This window comes from Litoreibacter sp. GN1-5 (genome assembly GCF_055693805.1).
In genome coordinates, this window is sequence record NZ_JBVFUP010000001.1 from 772,376 (window position 1) to 785,989 (window position 13,614).

Below are 13,614 nucleotides of genomic sequence, written 5' to 3' on the forward strand. Positions count from 1 at the left end.
GATGCAAGATACATCCCACATTGCGTCCGCATTTGACCGCGACCTGCATTCTATTCAGGCGTTGATCATGAAGATGGGCGGGCTGGTTGAAACAGCAATCTCTGACGCGTCCAAAGCGCTGGATATGCGCGATACAGAACTGGCCGAAATAGTTCGCAAGAACGACAAGCTGATTGATGAGTTGGAAGAACAGGTTAGCGCAGAGGTGGCACGCGTCATCGCTATGCGTGCACCTACAGCGGGCGATTTGCGCACAGTGCTCAGTGTTATGAAAATCAGCGCTAATCTGGAGCGGGTCGGGGACTATGCCAAGAACCTCGCCAAGCGTACATCTGTGCTGTCAGAAATGCCCGTTGTGGCTGGTTCCGGCGGGTCGATCCGGCGTATGTCCAGCTCGGTAAGCGTGATGCTAAAGGATGCTCTGGATGCCTATATCCAGCGCGATGCGGTTCTGGCCGAAGATGTTCGGCAGCGCGACGCTGAAGTGGATCAGATGTATAACGCGCTGTTTCGCGAATTCCTGACCCACATGATGGAAGATCCGCGCAATATCACTGCCTGTATGCATCTGCATTTCATTGCAAAGAACATTGAACGGATGGGGGATCACGTGACGTCGATTGCGGAACAGGTAATCTATCTTGTAACGGGCGAATTCCCTGACGAAGATCGGGAAAAGCAGGATAAAACGCCCTATAGCATGGCACCGAACGAGGATTAAAATGGTCTCGGAACCCACTGTTTTAGTTGTAGAAGATGATGCTGCTCAACGCGAAGTTCTTGCATATAATATTCGTGCGGAAGGCTACCGTGTTGAGACAGCAGAAAGCGGCGATGAAGCTTTGCTGATGGTCCGTGAAGATGTGCCTGATCTGATCGTGCTGGACTGGATGTTACCAAATGTGTCGGGCATTGAGGTGTGTCGTCAGATGAAAATGGGCGCAAATACGCAGCGCGTCCCGGTCATCATGCTTTCTGCGCGGGCAGAGGAGGGCGACCGCGTCAGGGGCTTGGAGATTGGCGCGGATGACTACATCGTCAAGCCGTATTCAGTTGCCGAGTTGTTGGCACGTATCCGCACGCAATTGCGCCGCACCAGACCTGCGGCGGTCGGGCAAAAGCTGGAATATGAAGACATTGTCATGGATGTCGAAGAGCATCGCGTGTTCCGCGATGAGCATCCACTGAAACTTGGTCCCACCGAATTTCGCCTATTGGCCACGTTTCTGGAGCGCCCCGGCCGTGTCTGGAGCCGTGAGCAGTTATTGGATCGCGTCTGGGGGCGGGATATTTATGTGGATACGCGGACCGTCGACGTTCATGTTGGCCGGTTGCGTAAGGTATTGTGCAGTGCTGGTGGGGACGATCCGTTGCGCACCGTGCGCGGTGCAGGGTACGCGCTGGGGTAGGGCGCGCGTGTCGAACTTTTTCACAATTTAATGCGGCCATATTTTGTATTTCGAAGCAAAATCAACGCTCTATCCAGAAGAATTGATTTTGCGAGGAAGCCTTTAGAACAGCTTGTGCTGTCGTTTCGACATCCAATGCCTCGCGCGCAAGACGCAGATGCTTTTCAACCGTTGCCGGATTAAGCTGCATGATCGTCGCAATATCTTGAATCGTCTTACCATCCGCAACCCATTCCAGCACTTCACGCTGTCTTGAGGTCAGATTGCGGCGCTGGCCCATATGAGGCAATTGCGTAACCTTAAGATGCATAATGTTGTTGATGGTCTCGATCTCATTACCATGTTCTGCCCAGATTTCATCAACCTGATCCTGGGTCAACCCGCGCTTTGCGGTCATGCCAATCGCACCTTTAACCCGCTGTGAAACATTATGAAAACTAATCGTATAGCCCGCCACGACCTCCATTCTTGCGTTCCAGGCCAACATTTCCATTTCATCCTTGGTCAGCTTGCCCGCAGCCATCTGCTCATGCAGCATACGCCAGCTACATGCGCCCACATTTTCAGCAGCCCAGGCAACCATTGGGCCTTTGAAATACATACCTTTTCCGACGAAAGTCTCGATATAAGCAGGGTCATGGTTGGTCAACACCAAGGCATCCTGCAAATCACCCAATGTCGTGCGAGTGCTAAACTGCGTGTAGGCATAAATCAGTCTATCAAAGCCATATTCAGCCATTTTTTCCGTATGAATGGACCAGAGGTCCTCCATAGTCGTACTGGCGATGATCTGGTTCAGATAGGTGTCGATCATTGAGCAAGCCCGAGATGACCAGCGACAGCGTCCAGCGCCAGCGTATAGCTACGCGCGCCGAATCCACAGATTTGTCCAATGGCGACAGGTGCAATGTAGGATTTGTGGCGGAACGCTTCGCGAGCATGGATATTTGACAGATGAACTTCAACCACAGGAAGTTCGACAGAACTGATCGCATCCATGAGCGCAACAGAGCTATGGGTATAGGCGCCGGCATTCAGAATGATTGCACTATGGACAGATTTTGCAGCGTGAACAGCATCAATCAAAGCACCTTCATGGTTACTTTGCTGAAAACTGACCGTCAGGCCCAATGATTGTCCATGAGCGGAGCATAGCGATTCTATGTCCGCCATAGTGACTGCGCCATAAACCTCTGGTTGGCGAGTACCCAATAAGTTGAGGTTCGGTCCATTCAGGATCAGCACTGACGACATTTTGCTACCTACAAAAACTGAACTCACAGTTTAGTATGCGAAAAAATAAGTGTCGAGTATCTTGCGCATAGATTAGGTATAGTAATTCAGAATACCAATAGAGCCGTGTCTTTCTGTCTGGTTCAGATGGCACATAGTCTCATTATTTTCTGTTTTAATAATGCGATAAGATATATATTAACATAATACTTATTATTGGATGATACAATTGTAGCAGGTGGATTTGTAAATGTCCCTTAAAAATGAGACTCCTATTTTGAGACTCGATTGGCAATGTTTTGTGAGACCACGGCCTCTTCAGATCGGCAGCGCAATTTTTGCAATATTGAGGACGTGTCGTTCGAACCGGTTGTACGTATCTCGGAACATGAGCTCTCGAATTCGGTGCATCGGTTGAACACCTTGTTCAAAGCCGAACTCTTCAGAGCTGTCGTCAAGTATGCAAATCAAGATCGCGATGGCCTTGCGGCGTTCGACAAGGTGACAGACGTGGAACGGATGCATCAGATGACGTGTTGCCAATCCCAGCTTTGCCGGTGATGGAAAGTACGCACTGTCAAACACGTCAACTGGACGAAAGTCATTTGGCTTCTCGGCGTGCAGCAGAAGGTCAAGTAATTCGCCAACTTCGGACACAATGCGCTGCGCCTTTGAACGCCCTGCCCGCCGACTTAACGCCTTCAGGAAGAGCTTTTCATAAGTCGTAATCTTGTTCCAGACTGTGTGGACGGTCTCATCCGTGTTCCATGCATGCGCATCCTTATTGGCGACAAAATCGTATCCCAACCGACCGTCGAGCGGTGTGAAGCAATGTGGGCAGATCAGCGCCATCTGATCTCGATATAGGGCATATTCGGGGCTGGCCACAAAATGATAACATGTTTGGCAGCGTCCGATCAGCGGCCGCTCGTGGGCCGTGCACATAGTAGTAAAGACCAACGTCCATTCGGGTCGCAAATAGTGATGCCCACCCTCAACTCTGTCTTCCATAAGGCACAGCGGACACCAGCCAAATCGCAACTGCTGGTTTGGTATTTCCTCACTCGTTTCAAGTTCTTTGGCCGCGCCAGTGCATGCGGTGGAACGCGAGCCAATGGATTGATACTGCGTTGTCAGAGTCAGCCTAAGTAAGTCGTCCGTAGGAATGCACAGGGCCTCCGAGAGCTTCGCGATAACATCGGTATCCAGACTGACAGTCAGCGCATCTACCGATCCGTAAGAAGGCGCATTTCGCCCCTGCCCCTGCCCACTTAAGCAATGCTGAAGAAGTCGATCTGTACCGACACCGTAAACATATGCTGACCGCATCAAAAAGGACTTCAAACATTCGCCTTCAATTGCTACCACCGCGATTGGCAATGATTTCTCAATCATATTCGGCTCGTGAGAAATAATCCCGCCATAGATCATAGGTGATCCGTTCCTCAGCGGTGTAAATCGCAAAAGCTCCTAATCGGGTCAGTACATCCAACATATTGCGCGTTGTTCCGTTGGTACGACGCACCAGCACCTTGCGGAGACTATGATCGTCACACAAATCAGACGTGTGGCGCAGTGGGCACCACTTTAGAAATGCCTCTAGAAAGCTCGTGAGCGCCGGATCCGATGCCTTAAACGGCTGGATTTCAATCAGCTGAGCACGATCTGCTAATTGCGGATCATCCATTACGAGAGGATGCAAATCAGGTGGGCCAACCAGTGCCACTTGAAGCTCGTAACGCGACGTAGCGTTTCTAATAAAATTTAGTAGTGGGCCCCGAGCCGTTTTTGAAAGACAGTTCAGTGCATGCATATCTTTTAAAATCAGCATCCGCGTGCCGATTTGATCTAAAAGATTCAACCACCCGGTCGAATTTGGATTTGTTCCCCCGATGTAATGTTTTGGTGCTCCAATAAAATCACAAACCTCAGCTCCGATATCGGCCAGGCTTGCCGTGACCGGAATATGTGCCACGATTGCCGGATAGCTATGAATGCGTTGATCGCCCAGCGGACTGGCCGGAAACGCCGCCTGTACGCGATTGATCATTGCACCCGTGCCCATGCCACTTGGCGTCAGCAAAAAGGTGATAGGTTTCAATGGGCGTCCAACATGCACCGAAATCGCATCTTTCAGCCACGTCTCGACTTGATCCAGTGGCTTGACCGGAAAATAGGGCAAATCGTTCAAATAAGCGATCCGCTCAGCAACCCCCTGCCCCGCAACCACCCGAGATCGTGGTGACAAATGATCATACGTCATGACGCTTCACCCCTGATCCCATTATGTTCAGGGCACTAGGTCTCAGTGCTCCGGTTGATGACTTCCGCATTCCGTGACCGGTCTTCTTGTGGGTGCGTTTGCGAAGTTGCGCTTTTTCGACGATTTCGTCGCGGAGCTGGTAATGCTGGAGCAAATCCGCGTCAGACCATCGGTTGGTATTGGTGTCTGCCCGGTCACGCAGGATTTCGTGTTCAGCAAACGAAATCGGGCCGTGAAAGCGTTTCTCACATGGAACAACCTCGAACGCGCCGTAGTTGCCTTCGACATAGATTTGACGAACGTCGTCTGGATCAAACTTGAACCGAACCGACTTAACGCCGCAATCGCGCATCTTTTGCAGTGCCTTAGATCTGTAGTACAAGTACTTGAAACGTAGGCCATACTCTGCAATCTTTCGCGTTTCGAATGGCAAAAAATGACGATCAAAGGCCTCAAGATCGTTGGGAAGACGGGGCTGTTCGCCAAGTTGATCCCAATATCTTTGCCAGCGTCGCAGCGGCGGTTCGCCCAAACTGCTATGATCAGCTTTATGGTAAACATCGCAAATATAGCTCGCCACAAGTCGGCGCATATCATCAAGTGACAGGCAAGCCTGTTTTTTCGGATCCCGTGAGCCCCGCTCTGAGATGTTTGACCGCGTTGTCCCAGGAAGATTGTGGATCAAAGAATTATGAGTGCGAAAGAGGCGCTCCACATGCCCACCCCAATTGGGGTGTCCGATAGGGCGCTTAATGTGCGTGATCCCAAAATTGGCTAAACCACTACTGAATGCATGCGATGTGAGATCACTGCCGTTATCAGTATGCACTGCTTCAGGGATGCCAAAAACCGGCCATCGCGTGGTCACTTGTAAGGCCTCTAGCAGGTCTGTTTTGGGACGCACCGCCAGAGAGAATGCCCTCATCAACGTTTTTGCACTTGGCGGTTCAAAGCCAATCAGAAAACCGCAAATGACGCGACTGTATACATCAATGCAGAATGTTAGGTTTGGCCGCCCAATGACTGTGCCGGTATTCGGATCAACGACCATCGCATCGAGTTTTGTGTGATCAATCTGCATGACCGCAAGTGGGCGCTCGATCGTATAGTGATCGTGAATGATCTCGAACTTCTCTCGGGCCACGCGAGCCCCCTCCCGCTTTCTCACGACCTCTCGGGGCGAGATCGTGTTCAACCGCGCAACTAATGCCTTTCGAACGACGGGAGAAAGCCCTCTTTTTGGAACTCAACATGCACCCGGCTGACAAGTTCGTCGAAACTTTTCCGGTCTCGCGTCAGGAAATGGTTTTTAAAGCAAGACGCTATGACTTGTTCATGACTGTCACTAAGAAACCGGCTGAGAGGTATTCTTCCGCGCCTTTTGGGGATGAGAGCCGTTGCGGATTGTTTGCTTTTCAGTGTTTTCAGTCGTCGAAAAAGTGTCGCCCGCGAACAGTTGAATTTTTGACAGAGATCGACGCACGCCGGACCTGTCAAGCGTTCGCCGTGGACGTATTTCCATAATTCTACAGAGATTTCCGTTGCGCGCTTATGCTCACTTTCTAAAACGTCTTGCTGCATAGTACCTAAATCCCTCTTGGGCAAACGTCTCCTGCCCGCTTGATCAAGCGACAGTTGACTTTTGGTGAAATTAAGGGATGATCATCTTCAACGGCGACCAACCGTTATCTGATCATCAGATGGAGAGCCTATGTTAGCGCATAGGCTTTTTTCTTTTGGTGCTAAGGCATTTCGCAGTCCTCCCTACCCAAATATCTATCAGGAAAGACCTCTTCGGCCGTTTTTCCAATCTTTGCAGCGATCGCCTGTTCAATGCGCCTGGATCTGCGGTCACCCTTCAGCACGATCGATACCGTTGGAGGCTTCACTTTTTGTTCCGCTGCTATTTGCTTGAACGTGATCCCTCTTTTGACCAGTTCAGCTTTGATTTCCTGTTTCAGCACCGTGACACCTCGCAGATTAGACTAATTAAATGTTGCAGCTAACACACTGATAACGCAATATTTTAAATTCTGGCAGCACGGCATGCAAAACGTATATTTGTGCAAATGTTGAAGCGCTGGCCATTTTTGCAAAATTGGAAACTATCGACGTCACTAGGCCGCTTAAGTGCATGAAATGGCGTATATTTTTGGTCTAATTCTGAATGTAGGAGTTTCTGTATGAATTCTTCTAATCTCAGAGCTGTCGATGTAGCTATCAAAAAGTGTGAAAATCCGTTCAGTGAGGCATGCGAGCCATGACGGTGGCGCACAGTAAGAACCACCGAATCCGGCAGGAAGAACACATAATCCAAAACGCGCTGCGACGTTCCCGCCCTGCCCGCTTGATGGAGTTTCGAGACAAGGCATTGCTGTCTGTTTGTTATGAGGCCGCCTGTCCCATTGAGAAATTGCTAACGGCTTCCGTTCGGGACAATGGTGCCGTCATAGCCGCTAAAGTAAGTGGTACCGGTAGTCGAGTAACAGGTCGCAATACAGTGAATTTGGAAGGCAGGCCGCATATCCTTTTTGATGCGTCTTCTAAGCGTCTATTTGTTTGGATGAAAAAGTTGAAGGCTAGCGGGTATGTGTTGCGAGCTGACGCCAAAATTTTCCCCGCATTGCATTCCAATGGCCAAAGTGCATTCAACAGACAGTTAGGACGAACCACCGCTTCAGCCATATTTGAGCATTACTTGGGCGACACCCGCCTGAAACGGGGCGGCTTTGCCGGGTTAAGACGGGCCGGTATCGCACGTCAATTATTATGGGGCTTACATCCCAAAGCGGTCTTTACCGCCTCTGGGTACAGTCACATCCGGTCCATCCATCGGATCGCCGAAGAATATGGGTTGGAGATTGCTACCAACTGCAGCAACCCACTTCGGCAAATTTCGTCTCGGGATTACGTGATGCATGCCCACGGGTTTTCCAATTTGATCACCCGTCACTTCTCTTGAACTATTTTTTTGAACAAACGGCGTATCTTGTTGAAAAGCTCCTGCTTGATTGGTGCATGAACTGCTGATTCAATCCTCGCAATGAACGAAAGGGAATGGCGATGGTAGGACCGAAGCGGAAAGCACAGGCGGCGCTGTTCTAAGAGTTTTCACTGGAATATCATGTCCCGCAAGAGCATCTGCTGCGGTCGATTGATCGGCTTGTCGACCTGAGCACCATCCGCGCGCATCTTGCAGATTTCTACCGCCGCACACACTGGCCGGCCATCTGTCGATCCTGAGTTACTGATCCGGATGTTCCATCCTACTCATGAGTTGGAGCCTCCGGCAAACCCGGTGCGGTTCAGAGGTGCATCTGAAGCTGGCATATCAAGCGACCAAGGTCGGATCACATCTGATGTGTCCGATCGGGGCAAAATAGGTGCCCCGCAAGGATGTCCTGATAACGCGAGTGCGATTTATCTTAGCGTGATTAATTCAGATTTGTTCGACCATCTCGTCTCTGACCTGGCCCCAAGCCATAAGCGTGAAGATTGCAGTACCACCCACAACGTTTCCAAACAGAACTGGCAGGAAGAACCCGAAGATGGCATCGATAAACCCAAGATTGCCGGTTACTGCTAACAGGCCCATTTCAACAGAGCCCGCGACGATATGGGTGAAATCCCCTGCTGCGATTAACCAGGTAAAGACAAGAATGACAAAAAATGCAGCGTTTTCCACTTGTGGTAGCATCCAGACAATCGCGGCGACTAAGATACCGGCTGGAATTGCGCGCATGAAGCTCTCTCCTGCGGGCATGCCAACAGCATGTTCCGACAGTGACATCAGAGCAGGCATCAGGTCTGGCGAAATGGCTGACGTGTGAGCAAACACTGCGGCGATCATGAAGGCTCCGATGACATTCGCAATCAAGACGATTCCCCAGAGCCTGCAGACTCTGCCGAACATCACTCGAGTAGGGGCAGCCATTAATGGCAGTACCGTTGTGATGGTATTCTCGGTAAACAACTGCATCCGTCCCAATATGACGAGCAAGAACCCAAGACTGTAGCCGAGGTTTTCGATCAGATAACTGCTTGGCGCATCTGGGAGATAGGTACGAAAAATCGCTTCACCCAAAACTGAAAAACTGATCATGATCCCTGCTGCAATTCCGGACCAGATCAAAGACCGTGTTGGCCGTTCCAGTTCTTCTTCGCCATCCCGCCGAATGACCTCGTAGATAAGGCGGGGCGAAAGTTTCGCTGCGTCTTGTATCGACTGCTCATCAGCTTCTTCTTCCGACGCAGATTGCGTGTGGCTTTGTTCTTCCGTCACCTTTTGGATCTTTCTTTGGCAGTTTTGAAAGCAACTGCTTGGGGTTACTCGGATTCTGATGCGTCAGCTTGGTCTGCCGCGCCTAAAAAGTTGCCAATAGTCTCAAGGCTCGGAACATTTTCGCAAAGAACCTTGAAGACCAGCAAGAACGGTACCGCAACAAGCGCGCCCGCAATTCCCCAAAGCCAAGCCCAAAGCACTACAGTGAGAAACACCGCGACGATGTTCAATTCCATCTTTTTGCCGATCAGAAAAGGTGTCACGAATTGAGCTTCGATGGAGGTCAGTAATTGATAAGCCACCGGTGCGAGGAGTGCATATGATAGGCTGTCAAAGAAGATGATAGCATGAACCCCAACAAGAACCGTGCCAACCAGACCGCCCAGTATGGGCAGGTAATTGAGTAGAAATGCCGCAATGCCCCAGATATAGGCATACTCGAGACCTAGCAGCCAAAGCGCTAACGCGACTAGCAGTCCGAGGCCTGCATTGATGAGTGTTATGGTCAAAAGATATCCGGAAACACGTCGTTCAATGCCATACACGGTAGACAAGGCTCTTTTTTCTCCCGCATTGTTGGGAAAGCCTGAACCAACTTTACATAGAACAGATCGCCGGAGGCTAAGACAAAAAGAGCCAAAATGAGAGCGACACCGATGGATGTTGCGGTGCTCACCGCGACAGTCACCGCTGCATTCAACAGGCCCGGCTGCTGTATAACTACTGTTTGAGGGCCGGTCTCTGAGGTCGTCGTCATTTCTTCAACCTGCGCCGATGCGTTCTGGACGGCATCAAGTGCATCGGTCATACCAGCGAGCTTTTGTTGCAACTCGCGAGCGATGCGGGGCGCATCGTCAGACCAAGATCGGGCTGTTTCGCCGGCAAAATACAGGATCGCTGCGATACCAACCGCTGCGGTGAGAATGAGGAATGTTGCCGACAACCCCGCCGGCAAGCCAACCTTTTGCAAAGATCTGTTGACTGGGCTCAGTGTCAAAGCGATCAGGAACCCAAGCAAAACAGGCAATATTAAGTCGCGTGCAAAATAGGCGACGACAAACATGGAGATGATTGAAAGTGTTGTGACGCCTCTTCTCAGCGCCTTAATATCATCACGCATTTATGATCCCAGCATCGTGGGACTAATGAACGACATGTGTCTGGCAGGTGCAGTTCTCAACATCGACCAACCTCCTTAAGGTCCTTGGAACAAGGGTACGGTCGATATAGACATTTTCGCAGAACCGTCTTTTACCTCCCGGGCATGAGAGATGTAGATCAGCGTTTCATTTTCGGCATCAAAAATCCGTTTCACGCTCAGTGACTTCCATATGATAGAGCGACGTTCTGAGAAGACACTTTCGCCTTCATCAGATCGATCAATATCGCCGATCGTAATCGCACTTGTCTGTCGGCACGCGATAGACGAATTCGATGGATCTTCGAACCAGTTCCCGTTCTGAAAACGGTCAATCAATCCACGTTCAAAGTAGGCGACATGACACGTTACTCCCTCAACCTTTGGATCGGCGAACGCCTCGATGACGATGTCATTGCCAAGCCAGTCAACGTCTACGTTCCCGACTTGGTCTGCCTGTGCGAGGGAGCAGGTCGTCAACAAGGCCATGAGCGACGAGAGGAAATTACCACGACTTAACCTGAAAAATCCAATGATCGTAATCATCTCAGTCCCAAGAAGCCCAACACAAACAGAACAATAACGACAAGTCCGACGATGTAGATAATGCGATTCATCTGAATCTCCTTTTGGGCCGTACTTGCCGTCATTGGCAAGTATGCAGTTTGGGATCGCCCGCGGGGCGATCCCAAAGTCGTTAGTGGTCGTTCAAAAAGTCATCGACTTCTTTCTTGGCTTCCTCTTTGGTCTTTCCGTATTTTGTCTGAATTTTGCCTTCAAGAACTTCACGGTTTCCATCGACCTCAGCCAGCTCATCGTCTGTCAGATCAGCCCATTTGGCTTTGACGTTGCCAGTCATTTCTTTCCATTTGCCTTCGATTTGGTCCCAGTTCATTGGATTCCCTTTCAAGGTGATGACAGCATCCGGCGTCGGCCTTAGCTGTCGGTTGGTCGTTTCAAAATGGCAACTGATTATGGCACGTTGGCCTAACTTCATTGGAGATATTTAGGCCTTTTTGCTTATCATGCGTACGGCAGCAATCAGCAGACACGCCCCAGCGGCTGCGACGATAAGCTGTCCGATCACACCGCCCAGCGTTGTACCAATAACTGCAAACAGCACAGCATTCAGAACAACAGCACCCAAAACACCCAGCACGATGTTCATCAACAGTCCGCTATCTGTTTTCATGATCTTTTCGGCGATCCACCCTGCCAGCGCGCCGATGATCAACGTGCCGATCCAACCCAGTCCAGTCATCTTTCATTCTCCTTATTAGCCCATGCTATCACGTATGACTAAAAATTGGGCGATAGCAACGGAAGCTCACCGCACTCGGCGGAGCATCGTTATCCTTGTAGTGTCTCGTGTAGATTGCGGTGGGAAGCATACGCGCTCCCCAACTACCAACCGTTTATGGGTTAACATAGGCCGGTTGCGCTTCGAGTCCCTCTTGTGAGGCGTCTATGTACACTTGCACATCGTCGCCGCCGTCTTCGCGCAGGACTGTTAGTTCATCGAACGTGACCGCTATTTGCTTTTCCCCAAAGCCGAGAAAGCCGCCAACATCGATAACTGCTCGTCCGATTGTGCCATCATCATCCAACAGGAGCGAGCCGATTTCGCCAACATCTTCGTCACTGACACCATAAACACGGGCACCGGTGAGCATGTCTGCGGTTAGGTCGGACCGCTCTGTTGTCACGTAGCCGTCTCGTGCAACGGTTGGAGCTGTCAGCATTGCGCGGTCCGCGGCCATTTCAGCCTTCTCCATGACGCGGGCAAAACTAGGCGCAGCTTCAATGGCTTCGGTGGATGATTTGATCACAAGGAAAAAATCATCAGCGTCATCTGCTTCACGCAGGATGCCGATCTGGGACATCTCCAGGGCGACATCTTTTTCGGCAATGCCAAGAAAACCGCCAACGCCAACAATAACGGCGAGCACTTCTCCGTCGCGCGAAATCACTAACTCGTTGATTTCGCCAATATCGTCCCATTCTGTTTGCGCATCCGCAACCATGTTGGATGCGAAATCGACATCGCCTTCTGCTTTGTAGACACGCATTCCGATGAATTCGGACGCAAGCAGGTCATCGTCGGTGACAGTGTAGTCCAAAAAACCAGTCGCATGGCCATCTGCAAATACCGATGTTGCCATGTTCAGGCAAACAGCGGTCGTCATCATAAGGGTCTTCATATTTTAGTGCTCTCTTTTGGTGGCGCTACGGCATGATGCCGACTTTGTACGCCTGATGTTTGGCTCTGCACCTCGCATCGATTCACAATGGGACCTGTGAATTGACTTTTTGATGCTGACCGGGACAAGTCGGTTGAGGGACAGAGCCACGGCTGATCTATCAGATTCGAAAAACATCGAACCATGATATGACATAGCAAAGGCCACCTATCCGGCTGTTTGCTTCTACGTCATTTCAGGTAGGGATTAGGGTTAATTCGGTCTAAGATGATCGCAGCGTCAAACCTACTATGGATTACGTATAACCAAAAGAAAGAGCATTACCTTGGCCACTCAATGCAAACATTGCCCGCTGCGCCGCAAATCGCTCTTCGCCCCTATGACCCCGGAAGATGTCGCTGGCATGCAGCGCTTCAAAGTTGGTGAGTTAGTTGTTGATTCAGGCACCCCGATCCTGATGGAAGGGTCTAACAGTCCGCAATTGTTCACCACGCTACATGGTATGGGACTACGGTATCGCCATTTGGAAAATGGTGAACGGCAAGTGATCAACTTCGTCTTCCCGGGCGACTTTTTGGGATTGCAGGCGGGGTTGATGGGGGAAATGGGCCACTCTGTTGAAGCCACAACAAAAATGACTCTTTGCGTTTTTGATAGAAGCGAGTTGTGGTCATTCATCAAAGCTGATCCAGAGCGTGGGTTTGAGCTTGCGTGGCTTTCGGCAGTCGAAGAACACTTTATGGGGGAAAGCTTGACCACAGTTGGTCAACGCACCGCCATACAAGCTATCGCATGGATGTTCGTGCGGATTTACCTGCGCTCAGAAGCGACTGGTATCAGTGAGAATAACGCCATGCGCTTTCCTTTTAAGCAGAAGGACATAGCTGACGCTCTGGGGCTATCATTGGTCCATACAAACAAGACGATCAGCATCCTGAAGTCGCGGCAACTGCTTGGCTGGAGCGGGGATGAAATTCAAATCCATGATCTATCGGCGCTGGCGAAGATTGGTTTAACTACGTTGGGTAAACCCAAAACCAGACCGATTATGTGACCCTTCGGGAGATGCTCACCCACGACGATAGGAA

General features: G+C 50.5%; 17 protein-coding genes and 1 pseudogene. 5 read left to right on the plus strand and 13 right to left on the minus strand.

What is annotated here, in order from left to right:
* The first annotated feature begins 1 nt into the window (after nt 1).
* Nucleotides 2-721 carry a phosphate signaling complex protein PhoU gene (gene phoU / locus ACZ1HF_RS03920; RefSeq protein WP_472656272.1) on the plus strand — a complete coding sequence of 240 codons (720 nt, stop codon included), beginning with the start codon at nt 2-4 and terminating at the stop codon, nt 719-721.
* Nucleotide 722: 1 nt separating this feature from the next.
* Complete coding sequence (gene phoB, locus ACZ1HF_RS03925; protein WP_472656273.1) at nt 723-1,409, plus strand: phosphate regulon transcriptional regulator PhoB; 687 nt, start codon at nt 723-725, stop codon at nt 1,407-1,409.
* A gap of 61 nt (nt 1,410-1,470) precedes the next feature.
* Here the strand turns inward: phoB and ACZ1HF_RS03930 are convergent, their stop codons facing one another.
* The 6 genes from ACZ1HF_RS03930 to ACZ1HF_RS03955 all read right to left on the minus strand — a co-directional run bounded on the left by ACZ1HF_RS03930 (nt 1,471) and on the right by ACZ1HF_RS03955 (nt 6,869).
* Nucleotides 1,471-2,223, minus strand: coding sequence for a LuxR family transcriptional regulator (locus tag ACZ1HF_RS03930; protein WP_472656274.1), 753 nt, complete (start codon nt 2,221-2,223; stop codon nt 1,471-1,473).
* A complete protein-coding gene (gene aroQ, locus ACZ1HF_RS03935; protein ID WP_472656275.1) occupies nt 2,220-2,663 on the minus strand; it encodes a type II 3-dehydroquinate dehydratase in 444 nt (147 codons plus the stop codon). The genes ACZ1HF_RS03930 and aroQ overlap by 4 nt, the downstream gene beginning before the upstream one ends.
* Before the next feature lie 297 nt (nt 2,664-2,960).
* Nucleotides 2,961-4,073 carry a TniQ family protein gene (locus ACZ1HF_RS03940; protein WP_472656276.1) on the minus strand — a complete coding sequence of 371 codons (1,113 nt, stop codon included), beginning with the start codon at nt 4,071-4,073 and terminating at the stop codon, nt 2,961-2,963.
* Nucleotides 4,030-4,905: a TniB family NTP-binding protein gene (locus ACZ1HF_RS03945; RefSeq protein WP_472656277.1), complete on the minus strand. Its 876-nt coding sequence runs from the start codon at nt 4,903-4,905 to the stop codon at nt 4,030-4,032. The genes ACZ1HF_RS03940 and ACZ1HF_RS03945 overlap by 44 nt, the downstream gene beginning before the upstream one ends.
* Entirely contained in the window at nt 4,895-6,049 is a 1,155-nt protein-coding gene (locus ACZ1HF_RS03950) for a transposase (RefSeq protein WP_472656278.1), read from the minus strand. The genes ACZ1HF_RS03945 and ACZ1HF_RS03950 overlap by 11 nt, the downstream gene beginning before the upstream one ends.
* Before the next feature lie 598 nt (nt 6,050-6,647).
* The gene (locus ACZ1HF_RS03955; RefSeq protein ID WP_472656279.1) at nt 6,648-6,869 is read right to left on the minus strand and encodes a helix-turn-helix domain-containing protein; all 222 of its coding nucleotides are present in this window, start codon (nt 6,867-6,869) and stop codon (nt 6,648-6,650) included.
* 296 nt (nt 6,870-7,165) lie between these two features.
* On the opposite strand from ACZ1HF_RS03955, the gene ACZ1HF_RS03960 reads away from it, so the two are divergent.
* Both ACZ1HF_RS03960 and ACZ1HF_RS03965 read left to right on the plus strand, forming a co-directional pair.
* The gene (locus tag ACZ1HF_RS03960) at nt 7,166-7,867 is read left to right on the plus strand and encodes a hypothetical protein (RefSeq protein ID WP_472656280.1); all 702 of its coding nucleotides are present in this window, start codon (nt 7,166-7,168) and stop codon (nt 7,865-7,867) included.
* Nucleotides 7,868-8,019: 152 nt separating this feature from the next.
* Nucleotides 8,020-8,240 (plus strand): annotated as a pseudogene (locus tag ACZ1HF_RS03965) (transposase); the annotation flags it as partial.
* Between the two features lie 104 nt (nt 8,241-8,344).
* On the opposite strand, the gene ACZ1HF_RS03970 reads toward ACZ1HF_RS03965, so the two are convergent.
* From ACZ1HF_RS03970 to ACZ1HF_RS04000, 7 genes are all read right to left on the minus strand, one after another.
* Nucleotides 8,345-9,187 (minus strand): formate/nitrite transporter family protein, encoded by an 843-nt coding sequence (locus ACZ1HF_RS03970; RefSeq protein ID WP_472656281.1) that lies wholly within the window; start codon nt 9,185-9,187, stop codon nt 8,345-8,347.
* Nucleotides 9,188-9,231: 44 nt separating this feature from the next.
* Nucleotides 9,232-9,696: an AI-2E family transporter gene (locus ACZ1HF_RS03975; RefSeq protein ID WP_472656282.1), complete on the minus strand. Its 465-nt coding sequence runs from the start codon at nt 9,694-9,696 to the stop codon at nt 9,232-9,234.
* Nucleotides 9,693-10,307 carry an AI-2E family transporter gene (locus ACZ1HF_RS03980; RefSeq protein ID WP_472656283.1) on the minus strand — a complete coding sequence of 205 codons (615 nt, stop codon included), beginning with the start codon at nt 10,305-10,307 and terminating at the stop codon, nt 9,693-9,695. Before ACZ1HF_RS03980 ends, ACZ1HF_RS03975 begins: the two co-directional genes overlap by 4 nt.
* A 75-nt stretch (nt 10,308-10,382) precedes the next feature.
* Nucleotides 10,383-10,814: a CreA family protein gene (locus ACZ1HF_RS03985; protein ID WP_472658976.1), complete on the minus strand. Its 432-nt coding sequence runs from the start codon at nt 10,812-10,814 to the stop codon at nt 10,383-10,385.
* A 208-nt stretch (nt 10,815-11,022) separates the two neighbouring features.
* Nucleotides 11,023-11,220, minus strand: a complete 198-nt coding sequence (locus tag ACZ1HF_RS03990) for a CsbD family protein (protein WP_472656284.1) — start codon at nt 11,218-11,220, stop codon at nt 11,023-11,025.
* A 111-nt stretch (nt 11,221-11,331) separates the two neighbouring features.
* Nucleotides 11,332-11,586 carry a GlsB/YeaQ/YmgE family stress response membrane protein gene (locus ACZ1HF_RS03995; RefSeq protein ID WP_472656285.1) on the minus strand — a complete coding sequence of 85 codons (255 nt, stop codon included), beginning with the start codon at nt 11,584-11,586 and terminating at the stop codon, nt 11,332-11,334.
* A gap of 154 nt (nt 11,587-11,740) precedes the next feature.
* Nucleotides 11,741-12,526, minus strand: coding sequence for a PRC-barrel domain-containing protein (locus tag ACZ1HF_RS04000; RefSeq protein WP_472656286.1), 786 nt, complete (start codon nt 12,524-12,526; stop codon nt 11,741-11,743).
* A gap of 325 nt (nt 12,527-12,851) precedes the next feature.
* Here ACZ1HF_RS04000 and ACZ1HF_RS04005 point away from each other — a divergent pair, with 325 nt between their 5' ends.
* Nucleotides 12,852-13,580, plus strand: a complete 729-nt coding sequence (locus ACZ1HF_RS04005; protein WP_472656287.1) for a Crp/Fnr family transcriptional regulator — start codon at nt 12,852-12,854, stop codon at nt 13,578-13,580.
* Nucleotides 13,581-13,614 lie beyond the last annotated feature (34 nt).

Coding starts and splice junctions, on each gene's coding strand:
- ACZ1HF_RS03990 (WP_472656284.1), bottom strand. CDS start 11,220: ATGAACTGGGACCAAATCGAAGGCAAATGGAAAGAAATGACTGGCAAC.
- ACZ1HF_RS03995 (WP_472656285.1), bottom strand. CDS start 11,586: ATGACTGGACTGGGTTGGATCGGCACGTTGATCATCGGCGCGCTGGCA.
- phoU (WP_472656272.1), top strand. CDS start 2: ATGCAAGATACATCCCACATTGCGTCCGCATTTGACCGCGACCTGCAT.
- ACZ1HF_RS03980 (WP_472656283.1), bottom strand. CDS start 10,307: ATGCGTGATGATATTAAGGCGCTGAGAAGAGGCGTCACAACACTTTCA.
- ACZ1HF_RS03960 (WP_472656280.1), top strand. CDS start 7,166: ATGACGGTGGCGCACAGTAAGAACCACCGAATCCGGCAGGAAGAACAC.
- ACZ1HF_RS03945 (WP_472656277.1), bottom strand. CDS start 4,905: ATGACGTATGATCATTTGTCACCACGATCTCGGGTGGTTGCGGGGCAG.
- ACZ1HF_RS03940 (WP_472656276.1), bottom strand. CDS start 4,073: ATGATCTATGGCGGGATTATTTCTCACGAGCCGAATATGATTGAGAAA.
- ACZ1HF_RS03985 (WP_472658976.1), bottom strand. CDS start 10,814: ATGGCCTTGTTGACGACCTGCTCCCTCGCACAGGCAGACCAAGTCGGG.
- phoB (WP_472656273.1), top strand. CDS start 723: ATGGTCTCGGAACCCACTGTTTTAGTTGTAGAAGATGATGCTGCTCAA.
- ACZ1HF_RS04000 (WP_472656286.1), bottom strand. CDS start 12,526: ATGAAGACCCTTATGATGACGACCGCTGTTTGCCTGAACATGGCAACA.
- aroQ (WP_472656275.1), bottom strand. CDS start 2,663: ATGTCGTCAGTGCTGATCCTGAATGGACCGAACCTCAACTTATTGGGT.
- ACZ1HF_RS03930 (WP_472656274.1), bottom strand. CDS start 2,223: ATGATCGACACCTATCTGAACCAGATCATCGCCAGTACGACTATGGAG.